At 66.6% G+C, this 18,752-nt stretch carries 15 protein-coding genes; 6 read left to right on the top strand and 9 right to left on the bottom strand.

From position 1 onward, the window contains the following. Positions 1 to 180: 180 nt before the first annotated feature. The gene (locus ACSQ3O_RS05885; protein ID WP_436138185.1) at positions 181 to 900 is read right to left on the bottom strand and encodes a GNAT family N-acetyltransferase; all 720 of its coding nucleotides are present in this window, start codon (positions 898 to 900) and stop codon (positions 181 to 183) included. A gap of 141 nt (positions 901 to 1,041) precedes the next feature. Between ACSQ3O_RS05885 and ACSQ3O_RS05890 the strand changes: the two genes are divergently transcribed. Then, on the top strand, positions 1,042 to 2,532 hold the full coding sequence (locus ACSQ3O_RS05890) for a PLP-dependent aminotransferase family protein (protein ID WP_436138186.1): 1,491 nt from the start codon (positions 1,042 to 1,044) through the stop codon (positions 2,530 to 2,532). A gap of 161 nt (positions 2,533 to 2,693) precedes the next feature. Here the strand turns inward: ACSQ3O_RS05890 and ACSQ3O_RS05895 are convergent, their stop codons facing one another. The 4 genes from ACSQ3O_RS05895 to ACSQ3O_RS05910 are packed head-to-tail and all read right to left on the bottom strand — an operon-like array spanning position 2,694 to position 7,359. Continuing rightward, a complete protein-coding gene (locus ACSQ3O_RS05895; protein ID WP_436138187.1) occupies positions 2,694 to 3,929 on the bottom strand; it encodes a M20 family metallopeptidase in 1,236 nt (411 codons plus the stop codon). Beyond that, the gene (uraD, locus tag ACSQ3O_RS05900) at positions 3,926 to 5,704 is read right to left on the bottom strand and encodes a 2-oxo-4-hydroxy-4-carboxy-5-ureidoimidazoline decarboxylase (RefSeq protein WP_436138188.1); all 1,779 of its coding nucleotides are present in this window, start codon (positions 5,702 to 5,704) and stop codon (positions 3,926 to 3,928) included. The genes ACSQ3O_RS05895 and uraD overlap by 4 nt, the downstream gene beginning before the upstream one ends. A 5-nt stretch (positions 5,705 to 5,709) precedes the next feature. Continuing rightward, complete coding sequence (puuE, locus tag ACSQ3O_RS05905) at positions 5,710 to 6,669, bottom strand: allantoinase PuuE (protein ID WP_436138189.1); 960 nt, start codon at positions 6,667 to 6,669, stop codon at positions 5,710 to 5,712. Between the two features lie 21 nt (positions 6,670 to 6,690). After that, on the bottom strand, positions 6,691 to 7,359 hold the full coding sequence (locus ACSQ3O_RS05910) for a GntR family transcriptional regulator (protein ID WP_436138190.1): 669 nt from the start codon (positions 7,357 to 7,359) through the stop codon (positions 6,691 to 6,693). A 108-nt stretch (positions 7,360 to 7,467) separates the two neighbouring features. Here ACSQ3O_RS05910 and uraH point away from each other — a divergent pair, with 108 nt between their 5' ends. Continuing rightward, entirely contained in the window at positions 7,468 to 7,818 is a 351-nt protein-coding gene (gene uraH / locus ACSQ3O_RS05915) for a hydroxyisourate hydrolase (RefSeq protein WP_015012870.1), read from the top strand. A gap of 58 nt (positions 7,819 to 7,876) precedes the next feature. On the opposite strand, the gene ACSQ3O_RS05920 is transcribed toward uraH, so the two are convergent. Next, positions 7,877 to 8,356 carry a hypothetical protein gene (locus tag ACSQ3O_RS05920; protein WP_436141082.1) on the bottom strand — a complete coding sequence of 160 codons (480 nt, stop codon included), beginning with the start codon at positions 8,354 to 8,356 and terminating at the stop codon, positions 7,877 to 7,879. Between the two features lie 124 nt (positions 8,357 to 8,480). Between ACSQ3O_RS05920 and xdhC the strand changes: the two genes are divergently transcribed. Both xdhC and ACSQ3O_RS05930 read left to right on the top strand, forming a co-directional pair. Beyond that, positions 8,481 to 9,299 carry a xanthine dehydrogenase accessory protein XdhC gene (gene xdhC, locus ACSQ3O_RS05925; protein ID WP_298449894.1) on the top strand — a complete coding sequence of 273 codons (819 nt, stop codon included), beginning with the start codon at positions 8,481 to 8,483 and terminating at the stop codon, positions 9,297 to 9,299. Positions 9,300 to 9,553: 254 nt separating this feature from the next. Next, entirely contained in the window at positions 9,554 to 10,816 is a 1,263-nt protein-coding gene (locus ACSQ3O_RS05930; RefSeq protein ID WP_436138191.1) for a urate hydroxylase PuuD, read from the top strand. Between the two features lie 51 nt (positions 10,817 to 10,867). Here the strand turns inward: ACSQ3O_RS05930 and ACSQ3O_RS05935 are convergent, their stop codons facing one another. From ACSQ3O_RS05935 to ACSQ3O_RS05945, 3 genes are all read right to left on the bottom strand, one after another. Further along, positions 10,868 to 11,251: a RidA family protein gene (locus ACSQ3O_RS05935; protein ID WP_436138192.1), complete on the bottom strand. Its 384-nt coding sequence runs from the start codon at positions 11,249 to 11,251 to the stop codon at positions 10,868 to 10,870. A 714-nt stretch (positions 11,252 to 11,965) separates the two neighbouring features. After that, on the bottom strand, positions 11,966 to 13,843 hold the full coding sequence (locus ACSQ3O_RS05940; RefSeq protein WP_436138193.1) for an EAL domain-containing protein: 1,878 nt from the start codon (positions 13,841 to 13,843) through the stop codon (positions 11,966 to 11,968). A gap of 154 nt (positions 13,844 to 13,997) precedes the next feature. Next, a complete protein-coding gene (locus tag ACSQ3O_RS05945) occupies positions 13,998 to 15,047 on the bottom strand; it encodes a porin (RefSeq protein ID WP_436138194.1) in 1,050 nt (349 codons plus the stop codon). 300 nt (positions 15,048 to 15,347) lie between these two features. On the opposite strand from ACSQ3O_RS05945, the gene ACSQ3O_RS05950 reads away from it, so the two are divergent. After that, the gene (locus tag ACSQ3O_RS05950) at positions 15,348 to 15,971 is read left to right on the top strand and encodes a Crp/Fnr family transcriptional regulator (RefSeq protein WP_436138195.1); all 624 of its coding nucleotides are present in this window, start codon (positions 15,348 to 15,350) and stop codon (positions 15,969 to 15,971) included. Positions 15,972 to 16,154: 183 nt separating this feature from the next. Beyond that, a complete protein-coding gene (locus ACSQ3O_RS05955; protein ID WP_436138196.1) occupies positions 16,155 to 18,278 on the top strand; it encodes a diguanylate cyclase in 2,124 nt (707 codons plus the stop codon). Positions 18,279 to 18,752: the final 474 nt, after the last annotated feature.

Genomic DNA, 18,752 nt, shown 5'->3' on the forward strand with positions numbered 1-18,752 from the left:
AGAGGGATGCGAAGCCCGCGAGGGGCCGCAGCAAGTGTAGGGTGGGGCCCCATGGCGCGCACGCGGTGGTTATGCCGATGGGATATGCAGCCCATGCAAGCCCGTCATGCCCGTGTTGCTGGCGGACGGTGAGCGCCAACAGCGGTGACTCCACGGGCCCACCCTTCGGCCGTGCCAGGTTCAGCGCTGCAATGATCCGCGCACATGCGCCAGCGAACGCCGCTGGCGCCCCTGAGCATCCTGGTTGTCGTCCGACAGCCAGGCCTCGAAGGCCTGCCGCAGCAGCGGCCATTCGGTGTCGATGACCGAAAACCAGGCGGTGTCGCGGTTGCGGCCCTTGTAGACCACGGCTTGGCGGAAGATGCCCTCGAACTGGAAACCCAGGCGCGCGGCAGTGCGCTGCGAGGGGGCATTGAGGCTGTCGCACTTCCACTCGTAGCGGCGGTAGCCCAACGTGTCGAACACATAAGCCATGAGCAGGAACTGCGCCTCGGTGGAAGCGGGGGTCTGCTGCAGCAGGGGCGAGAACATCACATTGCCCACTTCGATCACGCCATGGGTGGGGTCGATACGCATCAGCGCCAGTGTGCCCACGGCCTTGCCGGTGGTTCGGTCCACCACGGCGAAGTGGCGCGGGTCGGTGCTCTGTGCGGCACCCTGGGCGTAGCGCAGGTAGTCCTCAGCGGTGTTGAACGGGTTGGTGAACATGTAGGTCCAGGCGCGCGGGTCGGGGGCGAGCCGGTAGGCGGCGTCCAGGTCGGCGGCATGGCGGTCGGCCTGCAGGGGTTCCAGTTGGCAGTAGCGGCCTGCCAGGGTGACGCCGGTGGGCTGGGGGCGGGGCGTCCAGCCGGGCACGGGGGCGCCGATGGGCTGGGCGAAATCATTCGTGAAAGAGGACATGGGTTGCAGGGCCCTGGGGGGCAAAAATGAAGAGGTCGAGTTCCCGACTCTAGGGTTGTGGTGGACTGTAAAAAAGATCCACCAATGCACAATCTGATGGTGCCACCGGGTTCTGGATCGGGTGGTTCTCACAGGCCCACCATGATCCAACGCCCCTCTGCCATTGACCCCGTCCGCCATGTCCTGCTCGATGCCCCGCTGGTGCGGGGGCGGCAAGGCGATTCGTTGCAGCGCCAACTCCTCACGCGCATCCGCGATGCCATCCTGGACGGGCGCTTCCCCTCTGGCTGCCGCCTGCCCGGATCGCGGGACCTGGCGGCCGACCTGGGGGTGTCGCGCAACAGCGTGACGGCGGTGTACGAGCAATTGGGGGCCGAGGGTTACATCGAACTGAACCGCCGAGGCACCAAGGTGGCCGCGCTGGACCGCAGCCGGGCCCGGGGCCGAGCAGGCGCGGCCCGCGCTGCGCCGCCGCGCCTGTCCGAACGCGGTGCACGGGTGGTCAGCCGGTTTGCCGATGCGGCCGACACCCTGGCGTTCAAACCCGGGGTGCCTGCGCTGGCGCGTTTCCCCGTGAGTGCGTGGAAGAGCTGCTTTGATCGCGCCTTCAAGGCGGCGGGGGTGTCGGCCCTGGGCTACGGCCACCCTGCAGGCGAGGCCGCCTTGCGTAGCGCCATCCTGCGGCACCTTGCGGTGGCGCGGGGCGTGCGCTGCGAGGCGGAGCAGGTGGTCATCACCGAAGGCGCGCAGGAGGCCTTGAACCTGTGTGTGCGGCTGGCGACCAACCCGGGCGATACCGCCTGGGTGGAAGACCCAGGCTACCGGGGGGCGCACACGGCCTTCCAGTGTGGGGACCTGCGGGTGGAGCCCTTGCGGGTAGACGGCGCGGGCCTGGTGGTGCCTGCCGATGCATGGACCACGGCACCGCCCCGGCTCATCTACGCCACGCCGTCCCACCAGTACCCCACGGGCGCCGTGTTGCCTGTGGCGCGCAGGCTGGCGCTGATCCGGCAGGCCCAGGCCTGCGGCGCCTGGATCATCGAGGACGACTACGACAGCGAGTTCCGCCACGCGGGCGAGCTGATCGGCGCCATGCAGGGCCTGGTGCCCGATGCGCCGGTGATGTATGTGGGCACTTTCAGCAAGACGCTGTTCCCGTCGTTGCGGCTCGGCTTTGTGGTGCTGCCGCAGGCACTGGCGGCCGTGGCAGGCCCCCTGCTCAAGGAGACCCTGCGCGGCGGGCACCGCCACGAGCAGCTGGCGCTGGCAGAGTTCATCGAGAGCGGACAGTTCAGCCGGCATCTGGGGCGCATGCGGCGCTTGTACCGCAGCCGGCAGGCGCTGCTGCGCGAGGCACTGGCGCAGCACCTGAACGTGCCCCATGCGGTGCTGGGGGGGGACAGCGGCATGCACCTCACGGTGCGGCTGCCGCCCGAGTACCCCGACCAGGCGATTGCCGAGGCGGCGCGCGCCTACGACATGGCCCCGGCGCCGCTGTCGCGGTTTGCCCTGCGCGCGCAGCCCGAAGACAACGGCCTGGTGCTGGGCTATGGCAACACGTCCGAATCGCAGTACCCGGCCCTGGTGCAGCGGCTTGCGCGGCTGGCGCAGGCGCAGCGGCTCAAGGGTTAAGGCAACACTGAACAAGTCCCTCGCGCACCGCGCACCCCTGCTTTGGGCGGTCTGCTGCGTTGCAAATCCTCGCGATAGCTACGGCTTTCGCTGCGGTTTGCGCCTTGCATCCCATCCCAAACCAGGGCGCGCGCCGCCGCGGGGACTTATTCAGCGTTGCCTCAAGCCAACAGGTCGCTCAACGTGCGCGCGATGACCTTGGTCGCGCGGCGCAGGTCTTCCAGCTGCAGGCGTTCGTCGGCGCGCTTGGCGTGCGATTCAAGCACGGTGCGTGGGCCCGCGCCGTAGATCACGCCAGGGATGCCGCGCTCCACATACAGGCGCACGTCGGTGTACAGCGGTGTGCCCACGGCGGGCACCGGCTCGCCGATCACGGACTGCGCGTGTTTCTGGATGGCATCGACCAGGAGCTGGTTGCCGGCCAGCGGCGTCATCGCGTTGGCCAGCAGCAGGCGCTTGATCTCCACGCGGATACCGTCGCGCTCGCCCGCAGCCTGCTCGATGATGCGGCGGATGGCGGCTTCGACCTCCACCGGGTTCTCTTCGGGGATCATGCGGCGGTCGAGCTTGAACATGACCTTGCCGGGCACGACGTTGGTGTTGGTGCCGCCTTCGATGCGGCCGACGTTCAGGTACGGGTGCTTGATGCCGGCCACGTTGGACGTGATCTTCTTGTACTCGCCGTTCTGCGCATACAGCGCGTTCAGGATGTGCACCGCGCCCTGCAGCGCGTCCACGCCGGTGTGGGGCACGGCGGCGTGGGCCATCTTGCCGTGCACGGTCACTTCCATCTGCAGGCAGCCGTTGTGGGCGGTGACCACTTCGTAGCTGAAGCCGGCGGCGATCATGAGGTCGGGTTTGGTCAGCCCTTTTTGCAGCAGCCAGCCGGGGCCGAGTTCGCCGCCGAATTCCTCGTCGTAGGTGAAGTGCAGCTCCACCGCGCCCCGGGTCGGCTTGGCGATGGCTTCGAGCGCGCGCACGGCGAAGGTGAAGCTTGCGAAGTCGCTCTTGCTCACGGCGGTGGCGCGGCCGTATATGGCGCCATCCACGATCTCGGCGCCGTAGGGGTCGTGTGTCCAGCCTTCGCCAGGGGGCACCACATCGCCGTGGGCGTTCAGGGCAATGGTCTTGCCGCCGTTTCCGTAGGGCCTGCGCACGATGAGGTTGGTGATGGATTCCATGCCGTAGGCCAACACATCGGCGGTGGGCACAGCATGTTTTTCGGCCTCGTAGCCAAAGTCCTTCAGCAGCTCGGCCGTGCGCTCGGCATGGGGAGCATTGTTGCCGGGTGGCGTGTCGGTGGGCACGCGCACCAGGGCCTGCAGAAAACGCACTTCCTCGTCGAAGTGCTGGTCAATCCAGGCGTCCAGTGCGGCGTAGTTATTGGGGGTGGTCATGGTTGTTGTTCCTCTGCAAGTTGGCGTAGCACCTGTGTGAAGGCGTCCACGGCCAGCTGCATATCGTTGTTGGTGGTGGATTCGAGCGGGTTGTGGCTGATGCCGGAGTTCAGGCCGCGCACGAAGAGCATGGCCTGGGGCATGATTTCGTGGAGTTTCATCGCGTCATGTCCCGCGCCGCTGGGCATGCGGAACACGGGCACACCCAGGGCATCGACGGCGCGCTCCCACTGGTGCTGCCAGGCGGGCGCGCTGGGGGCTGCGGCAGCGCGCATGGATTCCTCCAGCGTGTAGCGCAGGCCGCGCCGGGCGGCAATCTTTGCAAGCTGCTCCTTCACGTCGCTCACCAGCGCATCACGCTGGGCGTCGGTGGGTGCGCGCAGGTCCAGGCTGAATTGGCAGCGTCCCGGCACCACGTTGATGGAGCCCGTGGGCACCTGCAGCTGGCCGATGGTGCCCACCGAGTCGCCGTCCTGCGCGGCGCGCTGCTCCACATACAGCGCCAGCTCTGCCACGGCCACGGCCGCGTCGCGGCGGCGGTCCATCGGGGTGGTGCCAGCGTGGCTGGCGGTGCCGATCATCTCGCACAGAAAACGCACGCTGCCGTTGATGGAGGTGACCACGCCCAGGGGCAGGTCCAGCTCGTTGAGTACGGGGCCCTGCTCGATGTGCACCTCGATGAAGCCCAGGTACTGCGCGGGGTCGCGCTTGAGCTTTGCGATGTCATCGATGCACAAACCCGCGTGCTGCATGGCCGCGCGCATGGTCACGCCGTCTGCATCCTTCTGGTCGAGCCAGGCGGGGTTGAAGTCGCCGATGAGCGCGCCCGAGCCGAGGAAGGTGGCCTTGTAGCGCTGGCCTTCCTCTTCGGCAAAGCCCACCACCTCGATGCCGAAGGGCAGGCGTTTGCCGGCGCGGTGCAACTCGCGCACGCAGGCCATGGGCACGAAGATACCCAGTCGGCCGTCGTATTTGCCGCCGTTGCGCACGGTGTCGTAGTGCGACCCGGTGATGAGGTAGCGGGCGCCGTCGGCAGCGGCGTGGTACCGGCCGACCACGTTGCCCACGGCGTCCACTTCCACTTCGTCGAAGCCGCAGTCGCGCATCCAGTGGCTGATGCGCTGGGCGCAGGCGCGGTGCGCGTCGGTGAGGTAGGTGACGGTGAGCTGGCCCTTTTCGGCAAAGCCGGGGTCGGAGTGCTCTGCGAGCTTTTCCTGCCAGTCCCACACATCGTTGCCCAGGACAGGCTCGGCGGCGAACTTGTCGTTCAGGCGGATCTCGGCGATGCGGTGGATGTTGCGCAGGGCCTCGGCCAACTCGAACTCGGGGTGGTTGTCCAGCCGCCGTGCAAAGGTGTCGATGATCTCCTGCTTGGGCAGGCCCGTGCCGCGCGGCCCGCGCACCGCCAGGATGAACGGGAAGCCGAAGCGCTCGTTGTAGGCCGCGTTGAGCTGCTGGATGCGATCGAATTCTTCCGGCGTGCACTGCGTGAGGCCCGCCTTGCTCTGCTCGTTGGTGGACTCGGCCGTGAGATTCTTCGCCACCATGGCCTTGCCCGCCAGTTCGGGGTGAGCGCGGATGAGGCCGAGCTGCGCGTCCTGCCCCGCCGTGCGCACGACCTGCGCCAGCGCGTGCTGCAGGTGGGCCTGCGATCGGAAGGGGCGCTGCGCCAGCGCCTGCTCTGCTATCCAGGGCGAGTGCTCGTAAAGACCGTCCAGCAGCTGAAGGGCCTCGGCAGGGCTGGCAGCGTTGAGTTGTTCCAGGGTCAGGGCCATGGTGGTCAGCCTGCTTTCTGTGAAGGGTAGGGGTGCGCCTGTTTCCAGTGGTGCGCGATGTCGATGCGGCGGCACACCCACACATCGCTGTGCTGCTGGATGTGGTCCAGAAAACGCTGCAGCGCCGTGATGCGGCCGGGGCGGCCCAGCAGGCGGCAGTGCATGCCGATGCTCATCATCTTGGGTGCGTTGTCGCCGGCGGGGTTGCCCTCGGCGTACAGCGCATCAAACGTGTCTTTCATGTACTGGTAGAACGGGTCGGCGTGCGAATAGCCCTGCGGCAGTGCAAAGCGCATGTCGTTGCAGTCGAGCGTGTAGGGCACGATGAGCTGGGGCACGGTGGCTCCGTTGCTCTTTTTCACGTCCATCCAGAACGGCAGGTCGTCGCCGTAGTAGTCGCTGTCGTATTCGAAGCCGCCGAAGTCTGCCACCAGGCGGCGGGTGTTGGGGCTGTCGCGGCCGGTGTACCAACCCAGGGCCCTGTGCCCGGTCATGCGCTCAATGATCTCCATGGCCTCGGCCATGTGGGCACGTTCCACTTCTTCAGGCACGTGCTGGTAGTGGATCCACTTGAGGCCGTGGCAGGCGATCTCGTGGCCCAGCTGCACGAAGGCCTGCGTCAGCTCGGGGTGGCGCTGCAGCGCGCTCGACACGCCGAACACGGTGAGGGGCAGCTTGCGCTTTTCAAACTCGCGCAGGATGCGCCACACGCCCGCCCGCGAGCCGTATTCGTAGATGCCTTCCATGCTCATGTGCCGCTCGGGGTAGCTCGCGGGGTTGAACATTTCGGACAGGAACTGCTCGCTGCCCGCGTCGCCGTGCAGCACGGCGTTCTCGCCGCCCTCTTCGTAGTTGAGCACGAACTGCACGGCGATGCGCGCACCGCCCGGCCACTGCGCGTGGGGCGGGGTCTTGCCGTAGCCGATGAGGTCGCGGGGGTAATGCTGGGTGGAGTCGTAGATCATGGGCGACAGGGGTTCAAGGGGTCATGGCATGAGCGCTGCGGCCAGGTCGCTGGCCGGGCGCTTGCGGTCAAAGGTCAGGCTGGCCTCCACGTGCTCGAGGTGGGCCTGCATCAGGGACACGGCCAGAGCTTCGTCACGCGCGGCCAGTGCGGCCACGATGTCGCCATGCTCCTCGTGCGAGTGTTCGGCGGCGCTGGCGGACTGGTACATCAGCGTGATCAGCGCGCAGCGCGAGATCAGGTCGCCCAGCATCTGCGCCAGCACCTCGTTGCCCATCAACTCGGCCATGCGCACGTGGAAGTCACCCAGCAGCTCGGTGCGGCTGCTGGCGTCGGCGGTGCCCATGGCGGCCTTCTCGCTGGCCACATGGGCACGCAGGGCCTTGATCTTGGCGGGCGTCACGGACTGCACGAAAGCGCGCGTCATCTCGGTTTCTAGCATGCGGCGCACGGCGAACACCTGGCGGGCTTCTTCGACCGAGGGGGTGGAAACGAAGGCGCCGCGCGCGGGCTCCAGCGTGACCAGCCGGTTCTGCGCGAGCTGGAACAGGGCCTGGCGCACCAGCGTGCGTGACACGCCGAAGTGGTCGGCCAGTTTCTGCTCGGCGAGCTTGGTGCCCGGCTGCAGGCGGTGCTCCACGATGGCGCGGGTCAGCGCCTCGACAATCGCACTGGTGGATGAAGATTCCATGGTGGCATGATACGTTGGATGGCGAAAAGTGTATACACTTTTGGTCTACACGCTGCGATTTGGCAATCCTCGCCGATTGGCCGTGGTCCCCACTTCAGGAGATTCCCTATGGGATTGAGCACCCACGTTCTGGACACCATGAACGGCTGCCCTGCCGCCGGCATGGAGGTCGCGCTGTACTCCACCGACGGCGACAACGCCACCCTCATCAAGCGCCTGGTGCTGAACCACGACGGCCGCACCGATGCGCCGCTGTTCGACAACGCCAGCCTGCGCACCGGCACCTACCGCTTGCGATTTGATGTGGCGGGTTACTTCAAGGCCCGGGGCGTGCAGTTGCCCGAACCCAACTTTCTGAACCAGGTGAGCCTGGACTTCGGCATTGCGCATGCCGATCAGCACTACCACGTGCCGCTGCTGGTCAGCCCGTGGAGCTATTCGACCTACCGAGGTTCGTAGGCACCGCAGCCGCTTTGGGCGGCCGCGCCGAGCGGCGAAGCCGCTCGCAGGGATGTACTTACAACTGCCCTTCCGTGAGGGTGTCCAGCTGAAAGTGCCCGCCCTTGTCCCACAGCCAGGTGTCGGTGTAGGTGACCTTGCCCATGCGTGTGGGCACGGGGAAGGGCGCCGCCGCGCGCACGGTGCGCTCGATCTCGGCCACCACCTCGGGCGCATGGCGTGGGGCGCGCATCCAGTGCAGGCGGGTGACCTTGCCGCTGCGGTCGATGTCCACCTGCAGCACGCCAATGGCGTACAACTGGGCGGGCAGCTTGCCCTTGAAGATGCGTTCGCGGTTCAGGCCATAGAGGTGGGTGGCTGCATCCTGCCGGTAGGCCTGGGGTGTGGCGGCGGCCGAGGGGCGTGCCGACCCGGTGGCAGCGGGCACCGGGCCCTTGATGCCGCCAGGTTCCGCGCTGGTGGACGGCACGCTGTCGGGCGGCGGGGCAGGTTCTGGCGGCGATTTGCAGGCCGATACCAGGGCGGCGCCAAGGGCCATGATGCCCGCCAGCAGCCAGTGGCTGCGCGGGCCGGGGGAGCGGGTGGGGGGCGTGTCGGGCATGGTGTGGGTGTGGCAGGGGCCGCCAGCAGTGCCAGCGGCCAGGGGCGTTAACGACAAAGGAATGGCGGTGACAAATTTGCGTTTGCTGTTGGACGGTTTGACCGCCGGACCAGCATGCCTGGTAACCGTAGAGTCTACCCAAGGGTCGGTGCCCCGCGAGGCCGGGGCCTGGATGGCCGTGTTTGCCGACCACCTGGTGGGCACCATTGGCGGGGGCCACCTGGAGCTGCAGGCGATTGCCGAAGCGCGCCTGCGTCTGGCTGGCACGGCGGCCGCCAACCCCGCACCCGTGCGGTACGCGCTGGGCCCGGCGCTCGGGCAATGCTGTGGCGGGGTGGTGCACCTGGGATTTGCCCTGCTCACGCTGGCCGACGCCCCCGGCTTGGCCGCCCGGCTGGCGCCGCGCCAGCACCCCTTGGCGCTCTTTGGCGGCGGCCATGTGGGCCATGCGCTGGCCCGTGTGCTGGCGCCGCTGCCCTTTGCGCTCACCTGGATCGACAGCCGCGATGGCATCTTCCCCGAGCCGCCACCCGACGGCGCGGTCTGCGAGCATTCCGACCCCGTGCAGGGGGCCGTGCCGGGCCTGGCGCCGGGCAGCCGCGTGCTGATCATGAGCTTCAGCCATGCCGAAGACCTGGACGTGGTGGCAGCCTGCCTGCACCGCCAGCGGCAGCAGCGGGACCTGCCCTTCATCGGCCTGATCGGCAGCAAGACCAAATGGGCCACCTTTGGCAGCCGTTTGCGCAGCCGGGGCTTCAGCCAGGACGAGCTGGCGCAGGTGACCTGCCCCATCGGCATCCCCGGCATCGGGGGCAAGGAGCCCGAAGTGATCGCCGTGGCCGTGGCGGCGCAGCTGCTGCTCAGCTTGAAGGCCTCCTGAGAACCGGTGGCTGGAACGATTCATGCACCTGCCGTCACAACAGCTTGAATGCGGGTAATTCCCGCCCCGCAGGCACCAGACTGGGGCTGGAAGCGGGAACAATTTCTGCATACACTTTGATTCACCGGTCGCAGCGGTGCCCAGCAGATGTTTTTCTGCCCAGGTGCGCGACCCCCTTCTTCTGCTCAGAGCGCCCGCAGTGGTGAGCAGGTTGTACAAGCGGCGTGTTCCCCACGCCGCCAAGGCCGAGAACCATGGAAAGCTACCTTCTCGACTGGGCCAACCTGCTGCTGCGCTGGGTCCACGTCATCACCGCCATCGCCTGGATTGGCTCGTCGTTCTACTTCGTTTTCCTTGACAGCAGCCTCACGCCGCCCGAAGACGATGACCTCAAGAAACAGGGCGTGAGTGGCGAACTCTGGGCCGTGCACGGCGGCGGCTTTTACCACCCCGTCAAGTTCGCTGTATCGCCGCCCAAGCTGCCCGGGCACCTGCACTGGTTCTTCTGGGAAAGCTACAGCACCTGGATCAGCGGGTTTGCGCTGTTCACGGTGTCCTATCTCTACAGCGCCAGCACCTACCTCATCGACAAGTCGCGCATGGACTGGGCGCCCGCCACGGCCATCGCGGTGGCGCTCGCGTTCTTTGTGGTGTTCTGGCTGCTGTACGACGCCATCTGCCGCATCTTTGGCCAGAGAAAGAACGGCGACGCCATCGTGGGCGCGCTGGTGCTGGTGCTGGTGTGCATCGCCTCGTGGCTGGCCTGCCACTGGTTTGCGGGCCGCGCGGCCTTCTTGCTGGTGGGCGCGATGATCGCCACGGCCATGAGCGCCAACGTGTTCTTCTGGATCATCCCCGGCCAGCGCACCGTGATCCGCCAGATCAAGGCCGGTGAGCCCGTGGACCCGATCCACGGCAAGCGCGGCAAGCAGCGCAGCGTGCACAACACCTATTTCACGCTGCCGGTGCTGTTTGCGATGCTCAGCAACCACTACAGCTTCACCTGGAGCCACCCGCAGAACTGGCTGGTGCTGATCCTGATGATGTTTGCGGGCGCGGCCATCCGCCAGTTTTTTGTGATGCGCCACGGCTACAAGCTGGGCCGCAACGGCAACCCGCTGCCCTATGCGCTGGTGGGGGTTGCGGTGATTGTGGGCGCCATCGCCTGGATGCGCCCGGCCCCTGTCGCAGCCGTGGCCACACCCACGTCTGCACCTGGTGTTGCTCCTGTTTCAGGAGCTGCTGGGGCAAGTGCAGCGGGCGCAGGCAGCCAAATTGACTTCAAATCGGTGCAGGCCGTGCTGGAGCAGCGCTGCTATATGTGCCACGGCGAGCAGGTCCAGATGAAGAACCTGCGGCTGGATTCGCCCGCGCTGGTCCAGCAACATGCCCAGGCCGTCTACCAGCAGGTGGTGGTGCAAAAGCTCATGCCCATGAACAACGCCACGGGCATGACGGATGCGGAGCGTGCGCTCGTCAAGCGTTGGTTTGAAGCAGGGGCGCCTACGGGGCCTTGAGGGTTGCGGAGTGCAGCGTCACTCTGCGCTCAAGCGGAGCCGCGCTGGCTCCTAGCCCTTGACGACGGTGGCGTCGATCTCCACCACCTGTTCCGGGTATCCCAGGCGGGCGACGCCCAAGAGCGTTGCTGGAGGCACTTGCCCGCCAAAGTGCGCCGTCACGGCGCCCCAGGCCGCTGAAAGGTCAGCCTGTTCGCCGACGACGTAGACCACAAGGCGGCGAATGTCTGGCGTGGCAAACCCGTGAACGGTCAGGACCTTGCTCAGATTCGCGAGGCACTGCGATGCCTGGGCGTACGGATCTCCGGGCGCCACGATCGAGCCATCGGCGGCCTGCGGCACTTGGCCCGCAAGGAAGAGCTGACTCCCCACGCGCTGCGCGTACTGATAGTGTGGTGTGACCGGCAGGCCTGAGGCGATTTCGGCTTCGTTCATTGGTGGTTCAGAGCGAGATATTGCGCTGGTTCGCGTTGTGACGGTTAACGAGCCAAAGTAATCAGCCGCGAAGCCATCCACCTTGACTGCCGTGTTAGGCCGATGGCCTTAAAAAAATATACTTGTTTCGCCATAGCGTGATGTTCAGAAGCGCTAAAAACGGCTTGCAATTTGCTCCACATTGCAGCCGTGTCTCCTGTCCAGATGCTACTGATATGTTGACCACAGGGCTGTTGCACCAATCAATCTTGAGTTGCACTGTATGGTCCCCAGGCTGAAGCTCAAAGGTTACCTCCATGCCTTCTGAGACAGAACCAACCTCTTCTCCGTCAATCACTACTTTGTAGGCTCGGAGTTTGTCTTGCCACGCGCGATTTCTGCAAATTCGTAAAGTGCTCATATCTTTTGGTTTAACTTGATTTAGACCGCAAAACCTGCTGGATAGACTGGGATTTGCGGGACATTCTGGGCACTGATTTCTCCTGGAAGTGGCATGCAGCTTGAGATGGCGATCCATGTGCTGCACAAAAGCAAAGGTATAAAACTTCCGCGAAACCCGGCACGCTTCAGCCGATAAAACTATAGCCTTTCAAGCCGAAAAGGCTGGGCGGCCGGGAACTCAACCAAGCGCGCTAGAGGTCGAGGCGAACTGGGTTGCAGTGTGAATCTTCCAGTTCCTATGCTGGACCAAAACGACGCGGCTAACTCCCGCCCCTACGCCGCCAGCACATCCTGCAGCGCCCGCGTGGCGGCCAGCGCGCCCAAGCTGGATTCGGTGAAGCCGCCGTGCAACACCACGCCGGTGGCGGCCAGCTTGGCTTCGTGTTTGGCCACGGCGGCCAGGTTGGCCACCTCTTCGGCGTGCCGGAAGCGCCCGGGCGTGATGCGCACCGCACCGATGGCGAGCGTGGTGCACGGGAAGAACCGCCGCACGCCGTGCCGGTCTTCTGCGTGGATGCCGCCTGCCAGCCGGGCGCCGTCGTCAAACAGCGTGACGGCCTCGCGCGCAAACTCGTCCACGATGTTCTTGCAGCGCTGCAGCCAGTTGCTGCTCTGGAAGATCAGCATGAAATCGTCCCCGCCCACATGGCCCACAAAGTCGCGGCGCGCGTCGCAGTGCGCCGTGGCCAGGCGCGCCACCAGGCGGATCATCTGGTCGCCGCGCCAGTAGCCGTAGTGGTCGTTGAAGGGCTTGAAGTTGTTCAGGTCCGCATAGCAGGCCACAAACTCGGTGCCGCTCTCCAGCAGGCGCTGCATGTGCAGGCTGATGGGGATGTTGCCGGGCAGAAAGGTGAGCGGGTTGGCGTGGCGCGCGGCCTCGATGCGGGTTTCGGTCACGGCGCGCACCAGCTGGTCGCCCGTGCCCAGGCCCAGGTAGCGGCCGTTGTCGGTCACGATGTAGCCATCGCTCAGGTAGCGCTGGTCCTGCGAGGTGAGGATGCCCACCAGCTGGTCCACGTCGCAGTCCAGCTCCACCACACGCGGCGCCTGGTTGGCGAAGGCCAGGCAGGACTTGCGGCCATGCACTTCGCGGAAGTACAGCGTGGCGTAGTGGTTCATGAACTGCTGGCGGTTGATGAGCGCCACGGGGCGTGTGCCATCGACCACGGCCAGCGCGTGCAGGTCGGTGTGCTGGTGAAAGATCACGGCCACCGCGTCGTTGCTGGTGGCGGGTGATGCCGTGGGCGCCTGCACCACCAGCAGGCTGCGCAGGATGCCCGGGCGCGCGGTCTGGCCCAGGTGTGGCAGCACGGCCACGCGGCGGTCCTGCATCACTTCCAGCGCGGGGCCGTCCACCGTGTGGCGCGGGGCGCGGGCCGGGCGGCCCAGCAGCCAGCCCTGGCCGTAGGGGATGTCCAGGTCGCGCAGCGCGCGCAGGTCGTCGCGTGTTTCGATGCCCTCGGCAATCAGCTTGGTGCCAAACACATCGGCAATGCCCTTGATAGCCTGCAGCATCTGCAGGTTCTCGGGGTGGTCGCTGATGTCGTGGATGAAGTATTTGTCGATCTTCACGAAGTCGGGCTTGACCTCGGACCACAGCCGCAGGCTGGAGCGGCCATCGCCAAAATCATCCAGCGCCACCCGTGCACCGCAGGCGTGCACGGCCTTGATCGCCTGGCGCAGCACCGGCATGTCGCTCACGCGCTCGTGTTCGGTGATCTCCAGCACCAGCATGCGGGCGCTCAGGCCAAAGCTGCGCACCGTCTCGCCCAGCAATTCGGCGCCCACCAGCGCCACGCCGTGCACCAGCGCGTCGGCGCTGATGTTGACGAACAGGCGGCCCGGCGCTTCGTGCTGGCCCCATTGGGCGAGTGCGGTGAAGACGCACAGCAGCTCGAAGTCCTGCAGGATGCCTTCCTGCCGTGCCAGGTTCAGCAGTACATCGGGGGTGTGCAAGGGGCTGCCCTCGGGGCCCCGGATCAGGGCCTCATGGGCGTGGATGTTGCCCTCGCGCAGATCGGCCAGGGGCTGGAAGACGCAATGCAGCCCACCACCCTGCATGAGCCGGGCCAGCGGGCCGGTGCCATGGCGTGCAGCGGGTGACAGCAGCGCCATCATTGCCTCCAGCCGGCTCCATTGGGTGTTCTGCATCGCGTTGTGGGTCCCTGAGCAAGGACGCAAAGATACCCAGCTGCCGTGACAGTTTGGTTACAGAATCATGAATGCTATATTTTTGATAGCTTATGTGGCATGTCTGTAAAGCGGAGAGGGCCTTTTTTATTCACAAAAGGCCCGCTCAAGAGCCTCAGAAACGGTGGCGGATGCCCACGCCCACGCTGCTGCCATGGGCCTGGTTGGTGATGCGGTCGGCCATGGCCATCACGTACAGGTCGGTGCGCTTGGACAGGAAATGGTCATAGCCCACGGTGAAGGTCTTGCGCGAGATGTCGGTGGCGCTCAGCGTGGTTTGCGCCCACGATGCCAGCACCTTGCCGGTGGCACCCACGGGCACCGACACGCCGAGCTGCGTGGTCTTGGCCTTGTTGGTGGTGTTGTCGGCCTTGGCCTGGCCGTAGCTGGCAAACGCCTTGACCACCGTGAAGTCGTAGGCGCCGCCCAGCATCCAGTCGGTCTTGGTGGTGCCCAGGTAGGTGCTGGGCGCGGCGGGGTTGCTCATCTGGTCGCGTTCGTAAAAGCCGGTGAGCGTGATGGGGCCGTTGAAGTACAGCGCGTTGATGCCCACGTTCTTCTTGCCGCTGTCGCCCGCAATCTCGCCGAACTGGTAGTGCAGGTTGGCCGAGAGCCCGCCCAAGTTGGGCGTGCTGTAGATGATTTCGTTGGCCCAGCCCGTGTCGGACGGCGTGGTGGAACCCCAGCCGGTGCCATTGAACAGCGGCACATTCATGTGCAGGATCACGGGCGCGAAGGTGAACGAGTCGCCCAGCGGGTTCGACAGGATGGAGGGCAGGAAGTTGGGCGCCAGGCCCCGGCCCACCGTGACGGTGCCCCAGCTATCGCTCAGGCCCACGTTGGCATCGCGCGAGAAGAAGGTGTCGTTGGCGAAGCGGCCTTGCACGCCACTGTCCACCTTGATGAACGAGGTGAGCGCGAACTGGGCCTTGAGCCCGCCGCCCAGGTCCTCCGTGCCCTTGACGCCGAACCACGACGTTGTCATGCCACCGCTGCCCACCACTGCGCTGCGGCCTGCATCACCGGCATTTTTCATGGAGCCCACATACACATCGGTCAGCCCCATCAGCTGGACCGAGCTTTGGGCCTGGGCCCCGGTGGTGCACAACAGCAGTGCGCTGCCCAGCGAGAGGGACAGAGACAGTGCGGACAGGTTTTTTTTCATGGATTTTCCTGTGGGTGAAATGCCGGACGCCCGGCGTTGGGAGGGGGTGCTTGCGGCCCGGTGTGCACCGTGGTGCAAGGGCGGGCCTGCACGCCGGAGTTCGCAATTTCCGTGCCCCTGCCGAAACAGGTTCTGGCAGCGGCATGCCACGGGGCCGTGCACGGGGCCGCAGGCGGTAGCAGGTCCGCGCGCAGCTTTCTTGTGTTTTTGCGCAAACCCTTGCAGGACGGGGCTTGCGACGTGGTTGGGCTTTGATCTTGCTCAATGCCCCGGGCGCGGCGACACGGCAAAGTGGCTTCCATGCTGCCCTCTACCCTTTTCTCCCTGCCCGCTGACACCGAGGTGATTGCCCCCGGCGAAGTGCTGCGCAGGCGCAACGAGGTTCTCACCTCCGTGCTGCACCTGGAAAGCGGCCGCGTGTTGCGCGGCGTGCTGGATGACGGCTTTCTGCGCCACCAACTGGGGGCGGTGGAAGGGCCGTTCTGGCTCGATGCCGCATCCGCCCTGATGGGCCTGCCCTTCCCGGTAGACATGGTGGCCGACACACGCTTGCAGGTGCGGCGCCTGCCGATTGAAGCGTTTCGCTGCAGCCTGGCCGCCATGCAGCCGGGCGCGCGGGGTCTGCTGCTGGACATGGCACAGGGTTATCGGCAGCAGTCCGAGCTGGCGGTGAGCCGCCTGGCGCAGGACGCGGAATCGCGTTGCGCACAGTGGCTGCTCAAGCATGCCGAGCCCGACCCCACGGGCGCCATGCAGGTCACGCTGCACCAGCGCAAACGCCTGATCGCAGCACAACTGGGCATCGCCCCCGAAACCTTCTCGCGCGTGCTGCGCCATTTGCGGGAGCTGGGGCTCATCCATGGCACCGGCAACGTGCTGAACCTGCCCCAACCCCGGGCGTTGCAGTCGATGGCTGGTTGCTGAGGGTGCGCCGGTCTCGCGCAGCGGGGCGGCTTTGGACTCAGGGTTTTTCCTTGCGTTTTTCCAAGGGTTCCACCCAAGCCCCCGGCCCCGGGGGCTGCGTATATTTGTTGGGACATGTCTGCTGTGACCCGTCCCCATGCCTAACCTCCCGCGTGCCTGCGACGCTCCTGTGCCGGGGTGTCCATGACGGCCCCCGCACCCTCGGCTGCGCCCGGCGACGACGCACCAGGCTGGCTGGTGCCTGGGGCGCTGGTGCTGCGGCTCATGCTGGTGGCGGCATTGGCTGTGGCCCTGTCGGGGGCTGTGGCCGCGTGGCTGGTCACCCGCGCCTCGGGGCAAGAGGCCGTGCGCCGGGTGGTGAGCCAGCAGACCGATGAGGTCGAGGTGGTGGCCCGCCTGCTGGCCAGCAAGATCGAACAGAGCCAGAAGGTGCTGCGCACCGTGGCCGCAGGCATCACGCCGGGTATGCTCGAATCCCCCTCATCGCTCGAATGGCTGCTGCAGCAGGGCCTGCCTGCGGTGCAGTTTTTCGACACCATGCAGGTGGCCCGCGACAACGGCGAGCTGCGCCTGAACCTGCGCGCCGGGCAGCAGCAAAAAGCCGCCGACCTGGATTCGGCCGAGCGTGACGCCCTGCGCCGCACCTTGGTGGATGGCAAGCCGCTGGTGTCCGAGCTGATTGCCGGGCGCGGTGGCGAGCCGCGCGTGATGTTCACCATGCCGCTGCACCGCGAAGACGGCACCGTGCTGGGTGTGGTGGCCGGGGCGCTGCGCCTGCAGTCGCAAAGCCTGCTGCCTCCGTCCATGACGCTGCCTGCGCGCGAAGACTCGCAGCTCATCGTTTTCACACGCGACGGCACCATCCTGTCGCACCCCGATTCGTCCCGCATCCTGGGCCAGGTACGCGACGAAGCCGGGCTGGCGCCTGTGTACACCCGCTGGTTGACCCAGGCCCAGCCTGTGGTGGGGCGGGGCATGAGCCATGTGCAGCCTGACCACATCGTGAGCATGGCGGGCATGCCGCTGCCGCAGTGGATCGTGGCACGGGTCAGCACTTCGCAGGCACTGCTGGCGCCCCTGCGCGGCGCCCAGCGCGAGGCCTGGTGGCTGGCCGTGGCCAGCATGCTGCTGTGCATGCTGCTGGCCGTGGCCCTGATGGGCTGGATGGCCCAGCCCCTGGCGCAGCTCACCTACAAGGCGCGCCAGCTGCTCAAGACCAGCACCCGGCACCAGCAGCCCCCAGCCGACCAGGCCTGGCCCCGCGCGGGGGGCGAGGTGGGCGAGTTGGTGCGGGTGTTCCAGGGCCTGGTGCAGCAGGGCCAGCAGCAACAGCAGCGCAAGGACACGCTCGACGGCCAGTTCCAGGCCGTGCTGGACAACGCCTCGGTGGGCATCATCATCTCGCGCCACGGCATGCTCGACGTGGTGGGGCGGCAGGCGGGCGTGATGCTGGGCTACACCGCGCAGGAGCTGCAGGGCCGCCCCGCGCGCACCGTGTACGCCAGCGACGCGGACTACGCCCAGGTGGGCGAGCGCGTGCGCTCTGAAATGGCCGCGCACGGCGCGTTCGATGGCGACATCTGCTTCATGCGCAAGGACGGCACCCCCGTGTGGGCCCGTGTGCAGGGGCGCGGCGTGCGGCCCGACGAGATGCATGGCGGCACGGTGTGGATCCTCGAAGACATCACCGCCGCCCGCGAGGCCCAGGTGCAGCAGGCCTGGGAGCGCACGCACGATGCCCTGACCCAGCTTTACAACCGCGCCGCTTTTGACGAGCGCCTGGGCCTGTTGATGGCCGAGCGCTCCACGCGCCAGCGCAGTGCCACGGAAGAGGAGGACGGCAGCGAGCCAAAGGGCGACGGCGTGGTGCTGTTTCTCGACCTGGACCATTTCACCGTGGTCAATGACATTGCAGGCCATGACGCGGGCGATGACGTGTTGCGCCACGTGGCCCGCCTGCTGGCATCCCAGGTGCGCCAGATCGGCTGGGCGGCGCGCCTGGGGGGCGACGAGTTTGCGGTGGTGCTGCCCGGCTGTGCGCTGGCGCGCGGCCAGGCGGTGGCCGAGCAGCTGCGTGCAGCCGTGCATGCCTGGGAGCCGTCGTACCAGGGGCGCAGTTTTACGCTGGGGGTGAGCATCGGGCTGGTGGTGCTGGACGCGAGTCTGCAGGATGTGCCGTCGGTGCTGTATGCGGCGGACATGGCTTGTTATGACGCCAAGCGGGCGGGGCGCAACCGGGTGGAGACGCGGCACGCGAGCCAGGCGACGGTGACGGCGTCGGGGCGGATGGCGTTGGGGCCGGTTTGATTTATTTTGGCTGCTGGCGCCTGCTGGTTATGCCTTGGTAGCTATTGTTTTTGTAGTGATTGCCGTCTGTCGGTGTGGGGCGGGGCTGTCGAAGTTCATGTGGCTCGCTAACCGTTCGGGCTGAGCTTGTCGAAGCCTTGGTGTGCTGGTTTGGGCTCCATGCTTGTGTTTGGGGCGGAGGCCGGGTTGTCGCCCCGGCAGGCGACTCACTTTTCTTTGCTTCGCCAAAAGAAAGTAAGCAAAGAAAAGGCGACCCCCAGTCTGCGACCCCTGCGCTTCGCTCCGGGGCAAACCTGCGTCGGGGCGGTTGTGGGGTGCGCCGTGGAACTCGCTTTGCGCTGCGCGCGCCGCTCGGACAGCCACGGCGAGTCAGAGCACGAAGCATGGGCGCTGCGACGCCCATGCCACCCCACAACCGCCCCGCCGCAGGCGCAGCCAGCAGGGGTTGGGCAGCCGAACCTCCAACAGCCGAAC

It is taken from the genome of Acidovorax sp. LjRoot74, assembly GCF_964254355.1.
Taxonomy (GTDB): Bacteria; Pseudomonadota; Gammaproteobacteria; order Burkholderiales; family Burkholderiaceae_C; genus Acidovorax.

Bases quoted from the DNA above. Each gene is read 5' to 3' on its own strand.
- ACSQ3O_RS05885 (WP_436138185.1), bottom strand. From the start codon at position 900: ATGTCCTCTTTCACGAATGATTTCGCCCAGCCCATCGGCGCCCCCGTG.
- ACSQ3O_RS05920 (WP_436141082.1), bottom strand. From the start codon at position 8,356: ATGGCCCTTGGCGCCGCCCTGGTATCGGCCTGCAAATCGCCGCCAGAA.
- uraH (WP_015012870.1), top strand. From the start codon at position 7,468: ATGGGATTGAGCACCCACGTTCTGGACACCATGAACGGCTGCCCTGCC.
- uraD (WP_436138188.1), bottom strand. From the start codon at position 5,704: ATGGCCCTGACCCTGGAACAACTCAACGCTGCCAGCCCTGCCGAGGCC.
- ACSQ3O_RS05935 (WP_436138192.1), bottom strand. From the start codon at position 11,251: ATGAACGAAGCCGAAATCGCCTCAGGCCTGCCGGTCACACCACACTAT.
- puuE (WP_436138189.1), bottom strand. From the start codon at position 6,669: ATGATCTACGACTCCACCCAGCATTACCCCCGCGACCTCATCGGCTAC.
- ACSQ3O_RS05930 (WP_436138191.1), top strand. From the start codon at position 9,554: ATGGAAAGCTACCTTCTCGACTGGGCCAACCTGCTGCTGCGCTGGGTC.
- ACSQ3O_RS05940 (WP_436138193.1), bottom strand. From the start codon at position 13,843: ATGCAGAACACCCAATGGAGCCGGCTGGAGGCAATGATGGCGCTGCTG.
- ACSQ3O_RS05955 (WP_436138196.1), top strand. From the start codon at position 16,155: ATGACGGCCCCCGCACCCTCGGCTGCGCCCGGCGACGACGCACCAGGC.
- ACSQ3O_RS05895 (WP_436138187.1), bottom strand. From the start codon at position 3,929: ATGACCACCCCCAATAACTACGCCGCACTGGACGCCTGGATTGACCAG.
- ACSQ3O_RS05950 (WP_436138195.1), top strand. From the start codon at position 15,348: ATGCTGCCCTCTACCCTTTTCTCCCTGCCCGCTGACACCGAGGTGATT.
- xdhC (WP_298449894.1), top strand. From the start codon at position 8,481: ATGGCGGTGACAAATTTGCGTTTGCTGTTGGACGGTTTGACCGCCGGA.
- ACSQ3O_RS05910 (WP_436138190.1), bottom strand. From the start codon at position 7,359: ATGGAATCTTCATCCACCAGTGCGATTGTCGAGGCGCTGACCCGCGCC.
- ACSQ3O_RS05890 (WP_436138186.1), top strand. From the start codon at position 1,042: ATGATCCAACGCCCCTCTGCCATTGACCCCGTCCGCCATGTCCTGCTC.
- ACSQ3O_RS05945 (WP_436138194.1), bottom strand. From the start codon at position 15,047: ATGAAAAAAAACCTGTCCGCACTGTCTCTGTCCCTCTCGCTGGGCAGC.